17 protein-coding genes are annotated in these 19378 nt (G+C 46.1%); 5 read left to right on the top strand and 12 right to left on the bottom strand.

Annotation, left to right across the window (positions count from 1 at the left end; translation table 11 throughout):
* Window positions 1-4: 4 nt before the first annotated feature.
* The 4 genes from QUA54_RS00675 to msrA form a co-directional block, all read right to left on the bottom strand.
* Window positions 5-586, bottom strand: coding sequence for a DUF948 domain-containing protein (locus QUA54_RS00675; RefSeq protein ID WP_333412471.1), 582 nt, complete (start codon window positions 584-586; stop codon window positions 5-7).
* Window positions 587-623: 37 nt separating this feature from the next.
* Window positions 624-965: a YtxH domain-containing protein gene (locus tag QUA54_RS00670; protein ID WP_333186196.1), complete on the bottom strand. Its 342-nt coding sequence runs from the start codon at window positions 963-965 to the stop codon at window positions 624-626.
* A 121-nt stretch (window positions 966-1086) separates the two neighbouring features.
* Window positions 1087-1392: a hypothetical protein gene (locus tag QUA54_RS00665; protein ID WP_172184471.1), complete on the bottom strand. Its 306-nt coding sequence runs from the start codon at window positions 1390-1392 to the stop codon at window positions 1087-1089.
* A 161-nt stretch (window positions 1393-1553) separates the two neighbouring features.
* Window positions 1554-2207 carry a peptide-methionine (S)-S-oxide reductase MsrA gene (msrA, locus tag QUA54_RS00660; protein ID WP_172184469.1) on the bottom strand — a complete coding sequence of 218 codons (654 nt, stop codon included), beginning with the start codon at window positions 2205-2207 and terminating at the stop codon, window positions 1554-1556.
* A gap of 317 nt (window positions 2208-2524) precedes the next feature.
* On the opposite strand from msrA, the gene QUA54_RS00655 reads away from it, so the two are divergent.
* Window positions 2525-2662, top strand: coding sequence for a hypothetical protein (locus tag QUA54_RS00655; protein WP_333186200.1), 138 nt, complete (start codon window positions 2525-2527; stop codon window positions 2660-2662).
* Window positions 2663-2928: 266 nt separating this feature from the next.
* Here QUA54_RS00655 and QUA54_RS00650 read toward each other — a convergent pair whose 3' ends face one another.
* Complete coding sequence (locus tag QUA54_RS00650) at window positions 2929-3843, bottom strand: DUF6999 family protein (RefSeq protein WP_333412469.1); 915 nt, start codon at window positions 3841-3843, stop codon at window positions 2929-2931.
* Window positions 3843-5711 (bottom strand): 3-oxoacyl-[acyl-carrier-protein] synthase III C-terminal domain-containing protein, encoded by a 1869-nt coding sequence (locus tag QUA54_RS00645; RefSeq protein ID WP_333412467.1) that lies wholly within the window; start codon window positions 5709-5711, stop codon window positions 3843-3845. Before QUA54_RS00645 ends, QUA54_RS00650 begins: the two co-directional genes overlap by 1 nt.
* A 247-nt stretch (window positions 5712-5958) precedes the next feature.
* Here QUA54_RS00645 and QUA54_RS00640 point away from each other — a divergent pair, with 247 nt between their 5' ends.
* Window positions 5959-6975: a hypothetical protein gene (locus QUA54_RS00640; protein WP_333412465.1), complete on the top strand. Its 1017-nt coding sequence runs from the start codon at window positions 5959-5961 to the stop codon at window positions 6973-6975.
* Between the two features lie 169 nt (window positions 6976-7144).
* Here QUA54_RS00640 and serS read toward each other — a convergent pair whose 3' ends face one another.
* From serS to QUA54_RS00615, 5 genes are all read right to left on the bottom strand, one after another.
* Window positions 7145-8425 (bottom strand): serine--tRNA ligase, encoded by a 1281-nt coding sequence (serS, locus tag QUA54_RS00635; RefSeq protein WP_333412464.1) that lies wholly within the window; start codon window positions 8423-8425, stop codon window positions 7145-7147.
* 473 nt (window positions 8426-8898) lie between these two features.
* Window positions 8899-10530 carry an iron uptake porin gene (locus QUA54_RS00630; RefSeq protein WP_333412462.1) on the bottom strand — a complete coding sequence of 544 codons (1632 nt, stop codon included), beginning with the start codon at window positions 10528-10530 and terminating at the stop codon, window positions 8899-8901.
* A 45-nt stretch (window positions 10531-10575) separates the two neighbouring features.
* Window positions 10576-11580 (bottom strand): ABC transporter permease subunit, encoded by a 1005-nt coding sequence (locus QUA54_RS00625; protein ID WP_333186216.1) that lies wholly within the window; start codon window positions 11578-11580, stop codon window positions 10576-10578.
* On the bottom strand, window positions 11577-13121 hold the full coding sequence (locus QUA54_RS00620) for a sugar ABC transporter ATP-binding protein (protein ID WP_333412460.1): 1545 nt from the start codon (window positions 13119-13121) through the stop codon (window positions 11577-11579). The genes QUA54_RS00625 and QUA54_RS00620 overlap by 4 nt, the downstream gene beginning before the upstream one ends.
* Before the next feature lie 175 nt (window positions 13122-13296).
* The gene (locus QUA54_RS00615; RefSeq protein ID WP_333412458.1) at window positions 13297-14343 is read right to left on the bottom strand and encodes an ABC transporter substrate-binding protein; all 1047 of its coding nucleotides are present in this window, start codon (window positions 14341-14343) and stop codon (window positions 13297-13299) included.
* A gap of 748 nt (window positions 14344-15091) precedes the next feature.
* Between QUA54_RS00615 and QUA54_RS00610 the strand changes: the two genes are divergently transcribed.
* Both QUA54_RS00610 and QUA54_RS00605 read left to right on the top strand, forming a co-directional pair.
* Entirely contained in the window at window positions 15092-16225 is a 1134-nt protein-coding gene (locus QUA54_RS00610) for a glycosyltransferase family 4 protein (RefSeq protein WP_333412456.1), read from the top strand.
* A gap of 136 nt (window positions 16226-16361) precedes the next feature.
* The gene (locus QUA54_RS00605) at window positions 16362-16742 is read left to right on the top strand and encodes a hypothetical protein (RefSeq protein WP_333412454.1); all 381 of its coding nucleotides are present in this window, start codon (window positions 16362-16364) and stop codon (window positions 16740-16742) included.
* 95 nt (window positions 16743-16837) lie between these two features.
* Here the strand turns inward: QUA54_RS00605 and QUA54_RS00600 are convergent, their stop codons facing one another.
* Entirely contained in the window at window positions 16838-17086 is a 249-nt protein-coding gene (locus tag QUA54_RS00600; protein ID WP_333412453.1) for a chlororespiratory reduction protein 7, read from the bottom strand.
* A 286-nt stretch (window positions 17087-17372) separates the two neighbouring features.
* Here QUA54_RS00600 and sir point away from each other — a divergent pair, with 286 nt between their 5' ends.
* Window positions 17373-19364: a sulfite reductase, ferredoxin dependent gene (sir, locus tag QUA54_RS00595; protein ID WP_333412451.1), complete on the top strand. Its 1992-nt coding sequence runs from the start codon at window positions 17373-17375 to the stop codon at window positions 19362-19364.
* Window positions 19365-19378: the final 14 nt, after the last annotated feature.

Below are 19378 nucleotides of genomic sequence, written 5' to 3'. Positions count from 1 at the left end.
GCAATCAAGAATCGTTCGATCGCACTTCCTCAAAATCTTCCGCATCCCCCGGCAAACCCGAACCATCGCTACCCCTCAACCGGGGCGATTCCCCATTACTCGCACCCGCACCGTAAGCCCCAGAATACCTATCCTCCAAACCCGAATCCCTCAGCGAAATCGCACTTCTTTGACTCGGCGACAATCTCTCTGTCGATCGGCGATTTGTCCCAGACACGGGCGGCTTCCGAGTTAAAGTTTTCCAAGCAGCCTTAATCCCAGTCACCACGCTGCGAGTTGTTACCTGCACGTTTTGCGCCTGCTTTTTAGCGCTACCAATACTTCGATCGACCTGTTTGACAACCTCGCCCGCACTTTGTACTCCCTCGCTGACATCATCTGTCAACTCGCTAATTTCCAGCCCCGTCAACCGAATCGCCTCCAAAGTGGGCGGAAATTCGCGAGAAAGCGTGTCAGCGAGCTTTTCCACGCTGCGCGCCGCCCTGGCCAGGGCTTGCACGGCAGGTATTAAAGTCACTAAAACAGCAGTCAGGCTAACTGCCACTAGAAAAATCGAAAGTCCTAGCCAAAATATGGGATCGCTCACTTGAATCTGGGATTTGGGGTTTGGGATTTCATGTCATTTAGCGGACGGGAGGGCGCAACGGGGGACTCACTTCGACTTCAGTTTCCGACAGCGTTTGGCGTTCCCGCTGAGTCGCCTCCAGACCAGCCGCGATCGCCTCTTTGAGTCTAATCAAAGTTTCGTCCCAATTTCGGATTGCAGTTTCAGAAAGTCGATCGGCTTGCAACTGCACGCTAGTAGATAAATCTTCCGCCAACTCCGGCAAAGCATCAGCCGATTTTTTCAATATCTGCCGCGTCTCCTTGCCCGTTCGCGGTGCCATCAGCAACCCAGTCACGGCCCCGATCGCAGAACCCACAAGCAAACCGCCAATAAATAATCCTGAACGTTTAGTTGACATTTGTATAACTTCTCTCTATACACCAATTTTAGGCACGTTTGCCCGATCGCAGCCCTTTGCAAAGGTAGAAATATTGTTGACAATCCTAGGGAGTCAGCACGGGCGACTGTTTTAGGATAGCTTACCTCAAAGGTCGAGCGCGCCTCCGCCAAAGCGTCCGTCCCAAACCAAGCAATCCCAAAAGTTGCTGAACTTGTTGCAGTTGCAATTCTAATTGTTGATAACGCCGTCGCAGTTGGCGGGTACCTTGCTGCCTGTTAGCAAGAAAATCCGGCGACGTGCTGAGGACATTGCTGCTACAGCGTTCGATTGCCGCGATCCGAATTTCTAAAAGTGCGATCGTCCGCCTGATTTTCCACACCTTCGCAGCGATATAAAAGCAAACCAGAGATATTAGTAGATTGATAATTACAACAGCACTCAACATTTAATACCTGTTTTAAACTACTAACATATTCAGCTTTTTGTTGCTACCTAAAATCCCTCTTGTGTAGGGACACAACATTGTTGTGTCCTCATCCATTTTGTAGGGACACAACAATGTTGTGTCCCGCTCTATGTGTCCCTATCCCTAAGCTGAGTCAAGTTTTAAGCCTGAGACATAGCAGGCAAACAAACCTTAGTACCGCCCAAACCGCAATAACCGTTCGGGTTTTTAGCAAGATACTGCTGGTGATAGCTTTCTGCGTAATAAAACTCAGGAGCCTCAATAATCTCAGTGGTAATCTTTCCGTAACCGGCCGCCGTCAAAGCCTGCTGGTAAGCATCTCGCGAAGCTTCAGCTTGCTGCATTTGGGTAGCTGAATACGTGTAAATTCCCGATCGGTACTGAGTACCAGAATCATTGCCCTGACGCATTCCTTGAGTAGGATTGTGACTTTCCCAAAAAACTTTGAGCAGCGTTTCGTAACTAATTACTTTCGGATCGAACACAACCAGAACTACTTCGTTATGTCCCGTCATCCCGCTGCAAACTTCGTTGTAAGTAGGATTTGGAGTAATCCCGGCTGCGTAGCCAACAGCCGTCGAAAAAACTCCATTTTGCTGCCAAAATTTGCGTTCTGCTCCCCAAAAACAGCCCAGGCCAAACAAGGCAGTCTCCATGCCGTTTGGAAAGGGAGGTTTGAGCGGATTGCCGTTAACAAAGTGACTTGCCGGTACCGACATCGACTCTGCCCGTCCCGGTAATGCCTCTTGGGGAGAGGGCAGGCTCGACTTTTTGCCAAATCCAAATAGCACCATAAGTTTGTGAGGGGATCTCTGATAAACGTCTTTACCTTACTTAATAATATCAGATCTACACTAAAATAGTCGCTCTCTTGAAGGTAGAAGGTAAAAGCCAAAAGGCAGATTTTTTTTACGGATGCTTTTTGGTGATACTGCTCACTGCCAACGCAGTTTTCAATCACATTAGGTCGCTGCTCGCTGTCACCAAACCATACATAAAATATCACCTATTGTTCAGGTATAAATCACGCGAATTTTAGGCAAAACATCCGATGATTAAAGGTAGGGTGTTGTAGTAGTTATTCAATACCAGTTTTTGGGAGTGTGTACAAATGGCGGCTAAACCTTGCAGTGAACCCTTAAAATCCAATCCGTTTATTACTTACCGCGACCCGATTACAGGTAAATGGATTGTTGTGAATCAGAATTTGCCGAAATCAGCGGAATACTTACAGCTAGCAGCAGCTTGAGTTCTCCTATTAACTTTACCTGAAAAATCTACTATAATTTCTGATTGCGTAAGGGCGGGTTTTACCAGCCATCTATGCCTAAAAAAACAATCTCGTAAACCCGCCCCGCTCAAAGGTCAATTGGAATCTACATTTTTTTATTATATCAAAGAAAGGGTTGATGTAGATTATTAGTTGTATGGGGCGGGTTTAGGTAGATTGTTTGCGGTTATTCAATATTTTTGGTAAAACCCACCCTACGGTATTTAGGGTTATTTAATCGGAGTTTAGTTCATCTCTTTTTGCAGTTCCAAATACCGATAGAGATATTCCGAAATTATCCCGTGCAAAAACAAGTCGCGTGCCGCATTAAACGGACTGTTTGGCGCTAGCGGGTGGCGGTTGACAATTACATGATTCCAGTCGCAATTTCCAGTAATCTCGCTGACGTAAACTCCGAAGTTTTCATCTAACTGAAGCGACATCACTGCTCGCGCAAATTCGTCGCTAGTCAAACACAGAGAATAAAAAACTTTAAACAGCTCGATCGCCGATTCTAAATCCAGAATTTTGAGCCATCTGCGTTTTTCAAAATCTATTGAAACTTCTACTGGTTGAATGCTATCATAATTAATTCCCCGTTTTTTGACTGCCTGCAACCAGTTAGGATTTGTCAGCATTGCCTGGTTGTAATCCCAGACAAAGTTATAGAGAATTAAGTCGTGTTCGAGAAACGCATTGTCAGCTAAATCGCTAACTGTGCGCGGATCAAGCTTTGACTTTTCAATCTGGGTGTCGGGGCCGTTATCAATCAAGAAGTTGATAATGTTGGAGCCGGCGCAGATGTGCCGGACAATTAAATAACAAGCTTCTGGCGAGACAAAGTTATTCAGGAAAAATGCAGCCGATTTGTGCATTAAACTGTAAGCGCGAAATTGAAAGGGCAATAAGCGCTTTGTTGTCATAATTACCGCCAGCAATACGTTAGCAATTACTTTGATTGGGATGAGCAAATAATTGCGAGTCCAGCTTTGCAAATCCCGCATCATGTATGCTTTTGCCACTAAATCGACGGGAATCGACCGATCGCAAAACAGCACGTCCCAAACATTCGGATCTCGGCGGTTGTAGGGTTTGGTAGCGTAAGGGATTTTTCGCTCATCTGGGAGATTTTCGGTATCTTGTTTTTGCAGCTTTTGCATTAGCAAATTTCCTCCAATTGCAGCAAATATAAACGAGCAGTGACGCGAGCGGTTTTGACAATGCGGCGGGCTATATCATCTGTCATCCATTCGGCATTAATCAAATTTTCCAGTTTGCCGAGGTGCGACTCGTCGTTAGCTCCGTGATAAGCTAAAAACGATACTTGTTCATCTTGCAAACCGAGAGTTTCTTGAATTTGTTTTGCCCATTTTCCTGCCAACTGATTGCCCAATCCTTCGATGATAAACATACTGCCAATTAAATCAACCGGATTTTCCCGCGATGCTTGGTGGAAGATAAAAGCTGACAGTGCTTCGCTGCCAATATTCTTATCATATTCCACAATTTTTGACAATTCACCGCCCACAGCAACATAATTTTGTTCTAGCATTTGATAGTCGCGGTGTTCGTCTTGGGCGTGACCGATAAAAGTCGATCGCAGGCGAAAATCACTCATGTTAGAAGCAGCGCGAGCAATCCAGCGAGCTCCCTCGACAACTTGCGGGCGCAGATTGCAAAGTAAAGCTTGATAGTCTTCTATTGTAAACTCTCCCCGGTACAATTTGCGGACAATGGGAACAGAACGAATTTCGCGATCGAACTTCAGCCAAATCCATGCTAACTCCCGCAACAAATAAGCTTGCGGAGAGTTTGGCTGTTCGGGTTTAACGCTTTCGAGAGGCGAAGCTTCGGGAACCTCAAGAAAGTTAGAAATTTGAGAAATTATAGGTTGATTGGTATTTGTCACAGCAGTTAACATCATGTAGGCGGTTGTAAATCGCCCGCTTTCAGGCACAAAGCAAAAGATTTTTTGCCCGGGCTGCAACTTACCAGAATTGAACAATTCCTCTAACATTAAATAAATCGCAGCGCACCCTGTATTTCCCCGCGCGTACAAATTAGTAAACCATTTTTCTTCGGGAATCATGCAGCCTGCTTGTTCCAGAAGTTCTACAATTTGTCCCCGGAAAAAGTGAGACGAGTAGTGGCACAGCAACCAGTCGATTTCTTGCGGACAAACTCTCCCTGATTTAATCAACCGCAGCCAACCTTCAACGCCTAATTTCATTACATTGTCCAGCAAGCGAATATTTTGCCGCAAGTCAAAAGCTCCCGCTGTGGCTGCATCGAGGTAGGAGGAATAATCCAGCCAGCTTTTGGTTGATGTTTCGTTGGCTAATCCTGAATACATACAAACAGGATAGGCGTTGGCATGAGAAACGAGTTCAATCCATTCTATCTTTAAACTAATTCCCGTGGAGTTGGGATGGTTTTGCAGCAACAATGCTCCGGCACCGTCTGATAGCATCCAGCGCAAAAATTCTGTATCGAAAGGCAGGGTTTTTCCCGCTTGCACGGAAGTTTCTGCTTCAAATTTGGTGTTTTTGAACAGGCGCGAGGGAAATTCGGAAGCGACGGCAATTGCTGTTTGTTTTTTGCAGAGTTCGATTTGGGATGCGGCGTAATTTAAAGCACTAACTCCGGCACAGCAAACTCCTTGAGTTGACACTATTTCTAGGGGAGATAATTCGGAAAGTTCCCCGTGTACTGTGCTGGCAAATCCCGGTACTAATAAATCGGGTAAAGTGGTAGCGCAGGCCAATAAGTCGATCGCCCCTGGCTCCAAATTTCCCTGGGCGAGCGCGTCACGGACGGCAAACGCTGCCATTTGGCTGTTAGAATATAGTGTTTGCTGCTGTTTGTCGATCGCGTAGTAGCGCTGTTGAATGCCGTTGCTGTTGAGAATTCGCTGCCTGGCTCTCGAAGGGCGCGAGGCAATTTTGCCGAGATACTCTTCCATCTCATCATTATTAATTGGCGAGCCGGGTAAAAATTTGCCAATCCGATTGATATAAGCACTGTACATGGGGTAAACCTCTAAAGTTGCTAATTTACTCGGGTTCGTTGTTTTGTTAAATCAAGCCAGAAATATCTAAAATTGATTGTGGCTTGGGAAGCAGTGAAGTTGCAACGAGAAACTAGCTATTTTGTCAAGCTTCTCGAAATCACAGAAATCAAGCAACAGCAAGCACAAGTCACCTGAAGCATGGTGAAGTTTTTTCGGAAAGTGAGCCAATATGTAAGTAGAGTTCCTTCACTGCTTGGCAACTACAATGGATTTGGAAGAAATAAATGTTTGGTATTCTCAATCTCAACGACGCACGGCTGTCTCGCTGTTGATGAAACGAGTCGGCGTAACTCGCACTAGGGCTGAATGCTTTATCAGGCTGTGGATTTACTTATTGGTTAAACAGCTTCAGGAAAATCAGCCCCGCCTCAAACCGCCGCTGGCGAAACTGGAATTGCCCGCAACAGAAGTGCAGTGCACTCACCGGGAAGCCGCAGAACTATTCTACTGCGATTCCGATCGGGGGAGCGATCGGGCGGCGGGAATGATGTTAGATAAATTAGCAGCCCTGGGATTAATTAAAAAACACTTTGACGGTAACACTACAGAAATAGAAATTCAACCCGTTCCAGAAATTTTAAATATTTCCGAACCTCAAAATCCCGTACAACTCGAATTAGATAATTTTAACCCCCGGTGCGACGCGATTCCCGTTGCAAATTTATTAGCCACCAATTACAACTGGATGAACCGCAACACAAACGCCGTTCCCCACAAAATTGCTAAAATCCTCCGGCTTTTGGCCAGTCAATACTCAAAGGGAATGCGAGTTTTGCGCCGCTCAGATAATCTCAATCCAGTCGGGTTTTACTTACTTTATCCCACCGCTACCGAATCAGAAGTAAATTTTTTTAACGCTCCTAGCAAAAGCCTTCATTTAAGTTCAATTTCCGATATCGATCCTTTCAATATGGCGCTACCAGGAGATCCAAATTGCCAGTCTGTATTTGTCCGCAGTTGGATGATCGATCCGCAGTATTTGTCAGAATACCGAATTGCTTTCCTCGAAGACACACAAAAATTTTTAGTCGAAATGCAAACAGATTTTCCCAATCTTTGCGACTTGTACACGCTGATGATTCACCCCATGTACGAAAAACAGGCTCTGGCTTTGGGATTTCACAAGACTAGCAGTGACAGTCAGTTATCTGTTTACTGGATGTATCTAGCATTGGATAGATTTTTGGCCCTGGACATCAAGGAAGCTCTAAGAAATTTGTAATATAGTATCAATTCCGGCTGCGCCGGAATGATATAGAGGATACGGCAGTGCCGTATCCTTACGGTGATAAATTGTAGGGACACGGCACTGTCGTGTCCTGATTCCGGGTAATATTAATTCCGATGCAACCGGAATTAATATTACTCGGCGATTTCAATGGCCTAGTGACTTATAAAACTTCCCGTCCCAAGTATTGTTGCAGCACTTCCGGCACTTTTACAGTTCCGTCTGGCTGCTGGTAATTCTCCAAAATTGCCGCCATTGTGCGGCCCACAGCTAAACCGGAACCGTTGAGGGCGTGAACGAATTGAGTGCCTTTTTTCCCCGCTTCTTTAAAGCGAATATTTGCCCGCCGCGCCTGAAAATCTGCGACGTTTGAACAACTGGAAATCTCGCGGTATTTGCCCGCAGATGGCAGCCACACCTCTAAATCGTAGGTTTTTGTCGCCGCGAAACCTAAGTCGCCCGTACACAGTTCGATCGCCCGGTAAGGCAATTTCAGCGCCTGCAAAACTCCCTCAGCATCCTGCACTAACTTTTCGTGCTCTGCCTCGGAGGTACTCGGATGCACGAGTTTCACCAATTCAACTTTATTAAATTGGTGCAATCGAATTAATCCCCGCGTATCTTTGCCGTAACTGCCAGCTTCGCGGCGAAAGCAAGGAGTGTAAGAACAGTGATAAATTGGCAACTGTTCTGCTGTCAAAATTTCACCTCTGTACAAATTGACAACCGGAACTTCGGAAGTAGGAATTAACCACAAATCATCTTGGTCGCACTTGAAACTTTCTTCAGCAAATTTGGGTAATTGACCCGTAGCAGTCAGGGATTCAGTGTTAACTAAAAATGGGGGAATAACTTCTACATAACCTGCTTTTGTGTGGCGGTCGAGCATAAATTGAATTATCGCTCTTTCCAAGGCTGCACCAGCTCCAATTAAGGTGACAAAGCGGGGCTGAGCGATTTTTACTGCCCGTTCAAAGTTGATAATTCCTAATTTTTCGCCGATTTCCCAGTGCGGTAAAATACCGGAATTTTGGGGAATGTATTCGTCTCCCCAGCGCCGGATTTCGATGTTTTCCTCTTCATTTTTGCCGATCGGCGTTGACGGGCTCGGCAAGTTTGGCAGCGGTAGCAATAGAGCTTCTATTTGAGCTTTTAGGTCTTTTTCCTGTGCTTGCAGTTCGTTCGACTGCGTGCCGACTGCGTTGCCTTCTGCTTGCAAAGTTTGAATTTCGGGAGATTCGAGGGGTAAACCCGATTTTCTTTTTTGACCGATGAGTTTGGCAATTTCGTTGCTGCGGGCTTGCAGTTGCGATCGCTTGCCTTCCAACTCCCGCTGCTGTTTGTCTAATTGCAAAATCGGCTCGATTTCATAGTTACCTCCGCGCAGGTTGAGGCTTTCTTGCACGGCTTGCGGGTTTTCTCGGATTAATTTGAGGTCTAGCACAGATTTATTCTAAATTTTAAATTTTATCGGACTTGCGCTCATAAACCCGGTTTATTGGAAAATCTTGGCTTTGGCAAGCATAAATCTATGAATTAACAAGGTTTCTGAGGATTCCTGCGTCTGTCCTATCTTAGGTTAAGGGGGACAATCCGCTCGGAACTACAAGTTTTCTCAATCTTTTATAACCTCAATTATAATTTATTCTAATTAAAAATTCTTCCAGGGTGTCACCAATCAGGGGTGACACCCCACAATAGATGCTATAGTAAGCACATTAGTAGATGCACCCTGATAATTTTCTACCCCAGCCAGCGATGGTAGGGGTTTTTTGTTGTGTGGCATGGAATTGAAGCCCTGGATGCACTATCAGTCTAAAAAACCCGGTTTCTTGTGATAATCGTCTCAAATGAGGCAATTACGTCAAGAAACTGGGTTTTTGCGTCCAGGACTAGGTTAGTAAAAGATCTTTCCGGTTAAAAGTTAAAGCCCGTGCGGAGCAACCAAACCCATTGAGTATCGTTGCGGCTGTCATTCTCAGGATTAACAACGGCCCAAACACCAGGGGTGATGGAAATGTTGTCGTTGACCTGAAAGCGATAGAACGCTTCAATGTGATAGGAAGTATCTCGCTCGCGGCGCACATTACTGCTCGTCACGCGACCTGGCAAACCCACCAAAATCCCGGGTAGGTTGCCTTCACCTCCTACATCTGGGAAACTTATCCCGATCGCTGCATACACAATATCGGCGCGATCGTCACCGTCCACATTTAGCAAAACCACGCCACCTCTACCATCCGAAACGCTGCTAACACCGGAATTTTCTGCATTGGCGCGAGTATAAACGCCCCAACCGTGAACTTGGAAGCGGGGAGCAAGGCGGTAGAATCCTTGTACGGCTACAGAATCGCTGGATGTAGCAATATTGTCCCCAAACGGTCGCGCAGCCAGAAAACTGCCCGTACCGCCTGTGAGGTCGGCTTTACCGCTTGGTGCAAAGGTACGAGAATAGGCTACCCCAATTGCTCCGCGATCGCCCCGGTAGGCAAGCTGAACCAGAGCATTGTAGGAACCGTTGAATAAACCGTTACTTTGCTGGGAGAGATTGGGATTTCCAGCTACATAGCCCACAGTCAGGGTGAGGTTTTTGACGATCGTCCAGTTGACAGCAGCACCGCCACCTCCCCGGCGGTAGAGGGGGCTGTATTGTCCGAACTTCGAGGGAATTCCCTCACTATCGCTAGCGATAGTGGGAGGAGTCAGCAAATCGGTAATATCGGAATACCCAACACCTGTGGGGCCCACGGTCAGCGAGAGATTAGAGGTCAGCGGGGTGACATACAATATGTGAGGGACGGTGATTGTGTTATCGACATTGCCATCAAAGTTCAATGCCGTCATATTTGTACCCGTGTTGTCGGCAATCCTGCCCAAGTTGCCGAATTCCAAACGGGTTCTCAGCATATCGCGACCGGTGAAACTGGTTTCCAAATTTAATCGGCCCCGGTTGGCAATAATAGTGTTGGTGCGATCGCGCGAATCCCCAACACTGTTACCCGAGGTATCTGTTACCACCACGATAATTTCCGCATTCAGCTTCGTCGTAGTCGAGAACTGATTCGCTTCTAGTTCGGCTGTGCGTGCATCGAGAGTATCGACTCGACCCCGCAACACCGATAATTCAGTGGCAAATTCTGCTTGCAGCTTTTGGACGATCGCTAAATCTTCCCCAGTAATCTGGTTGGTTGTTCCTGTGGCAATTAGTTCGCTGACTCGATCGAGACAGCTATTCAATCCTGCGGCAAATTCGTACCGCGTCAGCGCCCGGTTTCCTCTGTAAGTTCCGTCGGGATAACCGACAATGCAGCCGTAGCGTTCTACTAGAGATTGCAGCGCCTGAAACGCCCAGTCAGTGGGTTTTACATCCGAGAGTTGAGAGACAGAATTCACCTGCGCGAAGGGTTTTTCTGCCAAGGTATTTAACGGTTCAGGAGCAACTAATCTATCAATTGGTGCAGCAAAACTTGGGAATGATGTTAGTAGGAATACACCCGGTGCTCCCAGGATAAAAGCAGTAATCAGGTGAGGAAAATGCTGGATGTGCATAGGACAAAGCTCCGCATAAGGAACCGATCGACCGAATTAGCAATATTACGCTGCGCTTGAACCGGTGCGAAGTTTGTCAATCGTCACTGCGATAATTATCACCAGACCTTTCACAACTAACTGCCAGAAGAAAGACACGTTCATGAGAGTTAGTCCATTGTTGAGCAGGGCAATAATTAAAGCCCCCAGCAAAGTACCCCAAATAGTGCCAATTCCACCTGTAAAACTGGTTCCTCCCAAAATTACAGCAGCGATCGCATCTAATTCGTAGCCTTGCCCTAACATCCCCGTCGCACTGTAAAGGCGCGACGCGCTCATAATTCCACCTAAACCAGAAAGCAACCCACTCACGCCATAGACAAATAACAGCACGCGACTCACTTTAATACCTGTCAATCGTGCTGCCCGAATGTTGCCTCCCACGGCGTAAATATGCCTTCCGAGAACAGTCCGCCGCAAAACAAACCAACTCGCTAAAACTGCGAGAAAAGCGATGATAACCAACCAGGGAATAGGGCCGACATAATTGTTACCTACCCAAGCAAAATTCAGATTTCTATTAATAACGGTAGTGCCGTTAGCTACTAAATAAGCAACTCCCCGCAAAGCTGTGTAAGAACCGAGGGTGACGATGAACGGAGGCAAACCTAAATAGGCAATTAGCGAGCCGTTAATTAATCCCAAAAATACTCCGGCTATTAACGCAGCCGGTACGGCAAACCAACCCAGACCTGGAACTAAGGAAACCAGCACGCCGACAACTGCCGTCACGCCCAAAATTGACCCAACAGAAAGGTCAATCCCGCCCGTCAAAATCACAAAAGTCATGCCGGTAGCTAGGACAATATTGATAGATGCTTGCCGAATGACATTGATCAAATTTCCTAAGGAAAGAAAGTTGGGCGTTACCAGGGAAAAAATTACACATATGGCCACCAAAATCGGCAGGATACCGGCAACTTGGATAAAATTTCTCCAAGCTTGAGCTTTACTTGTTTTCTGCCGATCGCTTGATTGATTTCTGGTGCTTTTTACTTCTGTTTGACTCATGATTTTTTTACCTCTGTTGCCCCGGTGGCATAAGCCATAATGTTCTCTTGCGTAATTGCTTCCCCTGTCGAGCCGCCTACCTCACCGACGAGGCTTCCTGCTCGCATCACTAAGACGCGATCGCTCATTCCCACAATTTCCGGCAGTTCGCTGGAAATCATTAAAATACCTACGCCCTTGGCTGCCAAATCGCTAATAATTCGATAAATTTCGCTTTTGGCGCCAATGTCCACACCCCGCGTCGGTTCATCTAGTAAAAGTACCTTTGGGTTGATAGCCAACCAACGCGCTAGCAGCAACTTCTGCTGATTTCCCCCAGAAAGATCCATAGCCCTGATGCTCGGACTTGCAAGGCGAATCTGCAAATTATTAATAGCATCATTGACAATTCTCAAGAGAAAATTTTCGTTAATAATGCCAGCTTTTGCTTCTCGAGCGAGGACATTCATGGTGATATTCTCACCCGAACTAGCCTCTAAAAATAGTCCGAGAGCCTTGCGATCTTCTGGCACGTAAGCAATTCCGGCGGCCATTCCTTCATCGGGTGTCGAGACATTGAGATGACGACCTTCCAGTTTGATTTCACCGCTTACCTTCCGATCTGCACCAAAAATTAGGCGGGCAAGTTCTGTTCTGCCGGCGCCAACTAAACCCGCTAAACCCAAAATTTCGCCCGCATGAAGTTTAAAACTGGCAGGCTTTACTTTGTTGCCGTCGCTTAAATTTGTTACCTCAAGAACTACTGCACCCGGTGTTATTTCATGCTTGTTTTCGTACAAATCCTGTAAAGAACGACCCACCATCATTTCCACCAGGCGTTCGGCCGAAATTTCGTGCTTTTCAAGAGAGCCAATATACCCGCCATCACGGATGACGCTCACGCGATCGGCAAGGGCATAAATTTCTGCCATTCTGTGGCTGATATAAATAATAGCAATGCCCTCATTCCGCAAGCGGCGAACCACTTCAAAAAGCTTATCTGTTTCGCGGTCTGAAAGCGCTGCCGTCGGCTCGTCCATCACTAAAATTCGGCTATTGTGTTTGAGCGCCCGAGCTATTTCCACTTGCTGCTGTTCGGCAATTGAAAGTGTCGAAACCAGGTCTCCAGCCTCAAAATTTGCATCGAGGTTTTTCAAGACCTCAGATGCCTTGCGCCGCATTTCATCTTGATCTAAAAATGTACCTCCTTTTTTCAGCTCGCTGCCCATAAAAATGTTTTCAGCAACTGTCAGATTGGGGGCGAGATTGAGTTCTTGATAAATAATCGCTATCCCTAAATCTCGGGCTTGAGCGGGGTCTGTCATCTTAACAGCTTGACCGTCAATTCTGATTTCGCCTGCATCGGCTATGTAGGCTCCCGCCAGAATTTTCATCAGCGTACTTTTGCCCGCACCGTTTTCCCCCATGAGGGCGTGGACTTCACCCGGGTAAACGGTTATATTTACATCGTGCAAGGCTGTAAAACCGTGAAAGGTTTTTTTAATACCTTGCATTTCGAGGACGGGCTTAGTTTTAATTGAATCTTGAGTGCTATTTACCATCGCAAATACCGTAATTTTATGCGAATTACAAGTCGAGGTTTGCTCCATCAATTTGTGGAATTAATGGCAGATCTCTCTGTATAGTGCTCATTGGGCACCTTACCCCTAGCAATAGCCGAATGACTACTAAAAATAAGTAATTTCCCAAACAACTCGTTTGCCAGCGATTCCTGGTTTATTCACTTGTCCAGCCTTTATGTTGATTGACGTTTTCGCGAGTAATCAGCGCGACTGGAATCAGAATGTTTGGATTGGCTGGCTTGTTTCCTTTGAGAATGTCGTTCCCGACTTCAACGGCCTTGGCTGCCATGCGAAATGGATCTTGAGCTGCTGTAGCCACAAATAAACTGTTGTTCTGCTTGAGCGCATCTAAAGCTTCAGGTGCACCATCGACTCCAACAATAAAGAACTCGCTCCGTTGTGCCTGTTTGGCTGCTAATTCTGCACCAATGGCACAGGGGTCATTAATTGCAAAAACAGCATCAATTTTTGGGAAAGAAGTCAGCAAATCGCTCATGACTCTCAACCCGCCATCGCGGCTGCCTTCAGCGTTCTGATCTTTGGAAAGAACCTTGAGTTCTGGATATTTGGAGAAGACACTCTGGCAACCCTGAACTCGCTCGACTACTGAAGCGACGGGAGGCCCGTTGATAATCACAACACTGCCTTTTCCTTGCAAGCGATCGGCTATATATTGACAGCTTACTTCGCCAGCTTGCACGTTATTTGAAGTAACTGTGGCATCCACGCCTCCCTCGGCGCCGGTATCAACTGCAATTATCGGAATTCCGGCTTGCTTGGCTTTTTCGACAGCGGGTGCAATGCCTTTTGTGTCCGCAGCATTGAGTACAATCATGCTGACCTTAGAGGCAATAAAGTTTTCGATTTGATTAAATTGCTGATTTAAATCGTCGCCGCTGGAAACGAGAGTTGTCCTCACGTTTGCACCGCCGATTTTCTTGGCTTCGGCCTCAGCGCCCTTGCCAACTTGTACGAAGAATGGATTGCCGAGGTCGCGGACTGCTACAGCAACTGATGAAAGTTCGGAGCTGCTTGGTTGTATACTGTTTTGAGCGTTCTGGGAAGCTGCGGTGCAACTTGCCAGAGTGCTGCTGAGTAGACTAAAAAGACTGAGTGCGATCGTTACTCGTTTCACCTCAAACTCCAATGAATTCTCGTTTGGAGAGAGTCGCTCGTAAATATGACGTTGCCAACCTAACATTAGCTTTTGTTAGGTTTAAGCTCGAATACCTAATGTTTTAGGTGAGCGGCTTTTCTTTGTACGCGGTTGTACGAGATCGTGTTTATTTTCAGCTCGTAAAACTTTCTCGCTCGGCTCGCTAGACTACTTTTGTAAACGAAAAGATATGAATACTAATCTCTCTCCTCGATTCAAAAATAATCAACCATCTTAATTATTCTAATGCTTTCTGAGCATTGATTTTTTAGCAAGGCGTGAAAAAATTTTAGGAGAATATTTTAGACAAAATCTTTCAGAAATTGTTTTTAAAACCTGGCTGAGTCATATTTAATTTAACTCTCTATGTTGCTGATGATAACAGTTACATACTGGCTCTATATCTATCTTTAGATAGACCATACTTTCACCAAAAACTAAAAATGCGATCGCCTCGATCGGCATCGGTCTGCTAATCCGCAGTCTGGTCGCACGCGCCGCACCAACTCAATAAATCTTAAATTTTGCTTGGGGTAGGATATTGTAAAAAATCATTAAGCTTACAGTCAATAACGGTAGATCATAGTAAACTTAAAGCGAAGCTTCGCGCTCACCCATGCAGCTAGTTAAAAAGCATATCGCCGCTCAAAACCAACGGTGAGAGTAGATAAGTCCAATATTTGGCTGTAAAACCTGCAACAACAGTCATCTTGACATGGTTTAAAAGCTCTGGAAAAGGGCGATCGCCCTTTTTTGCAAAGTCACTATACAGCAATAATTGTCTGCGCTGTCAATGCGTAAATCTGAGATGCGATCGACAAATCACCTATTCTGCTTCCTAGAAATATTTGCCAGCGAAGGCGGCATTCAATCCTACGTTAAAGACATTTTCAAAGCTTACGTGTCAATAACTGCAAGGACAAACTCGCCGCAAGCTGAAGTTTTGCTGCTGCGAGATTCCCCAGACTGCAACAATGCTTACGAGTCAAAAAATCTCAAATTTTATTACCTCAAAACCGAGAATCCCTGGTTTGGCCGTCTTAAGTTTGCTACAGTATTACTAACTCGCTTGCTGCAAAAACGACCGCAACGGGTTTTTTGCGGTCACATCAAACTCGCACCGCTAATTCAAACTTTATGCCAGCCGCTGGGAATTCCCTACACGATTTTAACTTACGGCAAGGAAGTGTGGGAACCGCTTGGGCCCAAATATCAAACAGCAATGAGACAAGCTGAGAGTATTTGGACTATTAGCAGGTACACGCGCGATCGCACTTGCGAAATTAACAACTTAAATCCAAAAAAATTCCAAATAGTGCCTTGTACTGTACATGAAAATATATTTACGACTGGGCCGAAGCCACAGGATTTATTAGAGCAGTACAATTTGGTTGGTGCTAAAATATTGATGACTGTAGCCAGATTGCGATCGACAGATATTTACAAAGGCATCGATGTCACCATTCAAGCTTTGCCGCAAATAGCCAAAACTTTTCCGAATGTGAAATACTTAGTTATTGGCAGAGGAGACGATCGATCTAGATTAGCCAACCTCGCTGATGATTTGGGAGTTGCCGAAAAAGTAATATTTGCGGGTTTTGTACCGACAGAAAATCTAGCAGAACATTACCAGTTGGCCGATGCTTATGTAATGCCCTCCCAGGAAGGCTTCGGTATAGTTTATTTGGAAGCGCTGGCTTGCGGAGTACCCGTACTCGCGGGGGACGCGGACGGGTCGGCAGATCCGCTGCAAGATGGTAAACTGGGATGGCGAGTTCCCCACCGAGATTCGGCAGCAGTAGCGGTTGCTTGTGTGGAAATGCTGCGAGGGGAAGATAAAAGGTGCGATCGCCACTGGTTGAGAGAACAAACCCTCGCGATATTTAGTTTTGAATCCCTTTGTCAATCCTTACTAAGAATTTTTTAACCCTCTGACTCAGATCAACTTATGCCGTAGAGAGCGGTTTCTGGGTGTACAATGGGAAAATTAACTCGATCGACCGCCTGAATTTCTGAGTAGGATAGAGTTATGCCTACCTGCAAAGACACCCAAGGAGACCACCGTGAACCAAGGCACCCCCAAAATATCTTTCAAGCTACCCCGTATTAGCAATTGGCTGATACTGCTGGGCATCGCGTGTTTGTTGGTGTCAATTGGTTTGGGTTGGGTAGTTAAATCAGTGTTGATTGTAGTAGCTTTTTTGTTGCTGACGCCTGTGGTCGCATTTTTCGCGCTTCAGTGGTGGTTGAAACGCAATTTAATTCAGGACAAGTGTCCAGTTTGTCAATACGAATTTCCAGCTTTAAATCAAACTCAGTTTCAGTGTGCCAACTGCGGCGAACCTCTGAAAATAGAGGAAGGTCATTTTAGTCGCTTGACACCGCCCGGTACGATCGATGTTACCGCAGTTGAAGTATCATCGGTTCAACAGTTGGAAGATTAACCAATTTTAGATTTTAGATTTTGGATTTTAGATTGAATAATTGTTGAATGTTAACTGCTAACGGCTAACTGTATTACCAATCCGCATTCCCAAAATTACTTTTCCAAGCGCACAGCGTACCACTGCAAAAATTTTCCAGGCCCGACATCTAATTCACAATAAGTATCAATTAAATACTTGGCTTGAGCTTCCACGCCAGATATTTTATCCACGTCCTGCGGCAAATCTTCGTGTTCCTCGGCTAACACGGCTTTCAGCTTTTCTAACAGTTCCGCCGCACTCAAAAACTGCTCTGACTGGTTTGTTTCTAAGACTACAAAGGTGTCTTCGTCATACAGTGACATAGTTTCAAAGGTTGAGGTTAATTATTTCTAAAGTTTCGTAAACTTAAGCGAGCGAAAGTATAAACTCTTAATTACAATTTTTCAGCCCCCGCTCGATCGTGTTACAATTAAGCACCATCAGAATTCCTAGCGGATTACCGTTATTAACTTAGTTGTTAACCGAGTTGTCAACAGATCCGACACAGCATTTCTGAGGAGATTTGTCAAGTGCAAATTTGTCAAGTGTCACATTGTCAAGAAATATTCGATCGGCTGTATCTAATTATAACTGGCACTATACATTCCCATGATCACATCTTCCACTTCAACCCCTGTTGCGCGCAAACCCTCTAAATCAGAAGGTCTCAAAGAACGCAGCAACTATTTACGAGAACCCGTTGCGACTGAACTGTTACAAGAAACTACCCACTTCACCGAAGACGGGATTCAGATTCTCAAATTTCACGGCTCGTACCAGCAAGACAACCGCGACAATCGAGTTAAAGGACAAGAAAAAGATTATCAGTTCATGCTCCGCACCCGCAATCCCGGCGGGTTCACTCCACCGCAATTATATCTAGCCTTAGACAAGCTATCTGAAGAATACGGCAACCACACCATCCGCGTTACAACGCGCCAAGGTTTCCAACTTCACGGGGTGTTGAAAAAAAATCTTAAAGCAGTGTTTTCCTCAATTATTAAAAATATGGGGTCAACCTTGGGAGCTTGCGGCGACTTGAACCGCAACGTCATGGCACCGCCAGCACCGTACAAAAATAGCCCAGAATACAAGTATGCGCTGGAATACGCCAACAATGTCGCCGATTTGCTGACGCCGCAAACCGGTGCTTATTACGAAATTTGGCTGGACGGCGAAAAAGCTGTTTCGGCCGAGGAAGACCCCGCAGTGAAGGCGGCGAGACAGAAAAACGGCAACGGCACAATCTTTAGCGACGACAAAGAAGAACCGATTTACGGCAGCCATTATATGCCGCGCAAGTTCAAGTGTTCCGTCACCGTGCCGGGAGACAATTCAATTGACTTGTACTCTCAAGATTTGAGCTTGGTGGTAATTACCAATGAAGCTGGCGAGTTGCAAGGTTTTGACGTGTTTGCCGGCGGCGGTTTGGGCCGCACTCACAATAAAGAAGAGACTTTTGCGCGGGTTGCTGACGAGATTTGCTATGTTGCCAAGAATGATGTTTACGATTTGGTCAAGGCAATTGTAGCAACCCAAAGAGATTACGGCGATCGCACAGACAGACGGCACGCGCGGCTGAAGTACCTGATTAACGACAAAGGTGTACAGTGGTTCCGCGAAAAAGTAGCCGAATATTTTGGCAAGCCCCTAGAAGCCTTTAAACCGCTGCCTGAGTGGAAGTATTTGGATTTCTTGGGCTGGAACGAACAAGGAGACGGCAAGCTGTTTGTCGGCATTTCTGTGGATAATGGCCGGATCAAGGATGAAGGTTCATTTCAGCTAAAAACGGCTTTGCGGGAAATTGTGCAGAAGTACAACTTGCCGGTACGGGCGACGCCGCACCAAAACGTGCTGATTTACGATATTTCGCCGGATATCAAACAGGAAATTCAGGGAATACTCGATCGATGCGGCATTCAGCGAGAAACTGCGATCGACCCCTTAGAGCGCTATGCAATGGCGTGTCCGGCAATGCCGACTTGCGGGCTGGCGATTACCGAGTCTGAGCGCGTGATGCCGAGTATTTTAGAGCGGATTCGCGCACTTTTGACCAAAGTGGGCTTGGAAGACGAGCATTTGGTGGTGCGGATGACAGGTTGCCCAAATGGATGCGCCCGCCCTTATATGGCAGAATTGGGGTTTGTCGGGAGTTCGCCGGAATCCTACCAGATTTGGCTGGGCGGTTCTCCTGAGCAAACGCGGCTGGCAAAACCAATTGAGGAAAAGCTGCACGTAAAGGATTTTGAAGCTTTTCTGGAGCCGATTTTTGTTTATTTCAAGCAAAAACGGCAACTGAGCGAGAGTTTTGGCAATTTTTGCGATCGCGTCGGGTTAGAATCTATCCGTCAATTTGTAACCAACTACCAATCTACTGACTCGATGACAACTGAGATTAATGATTTAGATGTTACGTCTAGTAACGATGACGGGAACGAGACTGCCGCTGCTAGCGGTGGCAAAGTCCGCCGTCGAATTAGCGTCCGCGATGAAATCTACAACGAGCTCAAGGAAGAAGCTGCCCGTCAGGGCAAGCCGATTACACAGCTAGCTACAGAAGCGATTTCTACTTATTTAAAAAAGATTAAGGAGGAAGCATAAGCTGATTTTCAATT

Origin of the sequence: Microcoleus sp. MOSTC5, from assembly GCF_036701825.1 — a bacterium.
Taxonomy (GTDB): domain Bacteria; phylum Cyanobacteriota; class Cyanobacteriia; order Cyanobacteriales; family Microcoleaceae; genus Microcoleus; species Microcoleus asticus.
The sequence above is the reverse complement of the archived record's forward strand: the minus strand, read 5'-3'. Positions and strand labels throughout refer to the sequence as shown.

Bases quoted from the DNA above. Each gene is read 5' to 3' on its own strand.
- QUA54_RS00600 (WP_333412453.1), bottom strand. From the start codon at position 17,086: ATGTCACTGTATGACGAAGACACCTTTGTAGTCTTAGAAACAAACCAG.
- QUA54_RS00665 (WP_172184471.1), bottom strand. From the start codon at position 1,392: ATGTTGAGTGCTGTTGTAATTATCAATCTACTAATATCTCTGGTTTGC.
- QUA54_RS00645 (WP_333412467.1), bottom strand. From the start codon at position 5,711: ATGTACAGTGCTTATATCAATCGGATTGGCAAATTTTTACCCGGCTCG.
- QUA54_RS00650 (WP_333412469.1), bottom strand. From the start codon at position 3,843: ATGCAAAAGCTGCAAAAACAAGATACCGAAAATCTCCCAGATGAGCGA.
- sir (WP_333412451.1), top strand. From the start codon at position 17,373: ATGATCACATCTTCCACTTCAACCCCTGTTGCGCGCAAACCCTCTAAA.
- QUA54_RS00655 (WP_333186200.1), top strand. From the start codon at position 2,525: ATGGCGGCTAAACCTTGCAGTGAACCCTTAAAATCCAATCCGTTTATT.
- QUA54_RS00630 (WP_333412462.1), bottom strand. From the start codon at position 10,530: ATGCACATCCAGCATTTTCCTCACCTGATTACTGCTTTTATCCTGGGA.
- QUA54_RS00610 (WP_333412456.1), top strand. From the start codon at position 15,092: ATGCGTAAATCTGAGATGCGATCGACAAATCACCTATTCTGCTTCCTA.
- QUA54_RS00620 (WP_333412460.1), bottom strand. From the start codon at position 13,121: ATGGTAAATAGCACTCAAGATTCAATTAAAACTAAGCCCGTCCTCGAA.
- QUA54_RS00615 (WP_333412458.1), bottom strand. From the start codon at position 14,343: ATGTTAGGTTGGCAACGTCATATTTACGAGCGACTCTCTCCAAACGAG.
- msrA (WP_172184469.1), bottom strand. From the start codon at position 2,207: ATGGTGCTATTTGGATTTGGCAAAAAGTCGAGCCTGCCCTCTCCCCAA.
- QUA54_RS00670 (WP_333186196.1), bottom strand. From the start codon at position 965: ATGTCAACTAAACGTTCAGGATTATTTATTGGCGGTTTGCTTGTGGGT.
- QUA54_RS00640 (WP_333412465.1), top strand. From the start codon at position 5,959: ATGGATTTGGAAGAAATAAATGTTTGGTATTCTCAATCTCAACGACGC.
- QUA54_RS00625 (WP_333186216.1), bottom strand. From the start codon at position 11,580: ATGAGTCAAACAGAAGTAAAAAGCACCAGAAATCAATCAAGCGATCGG.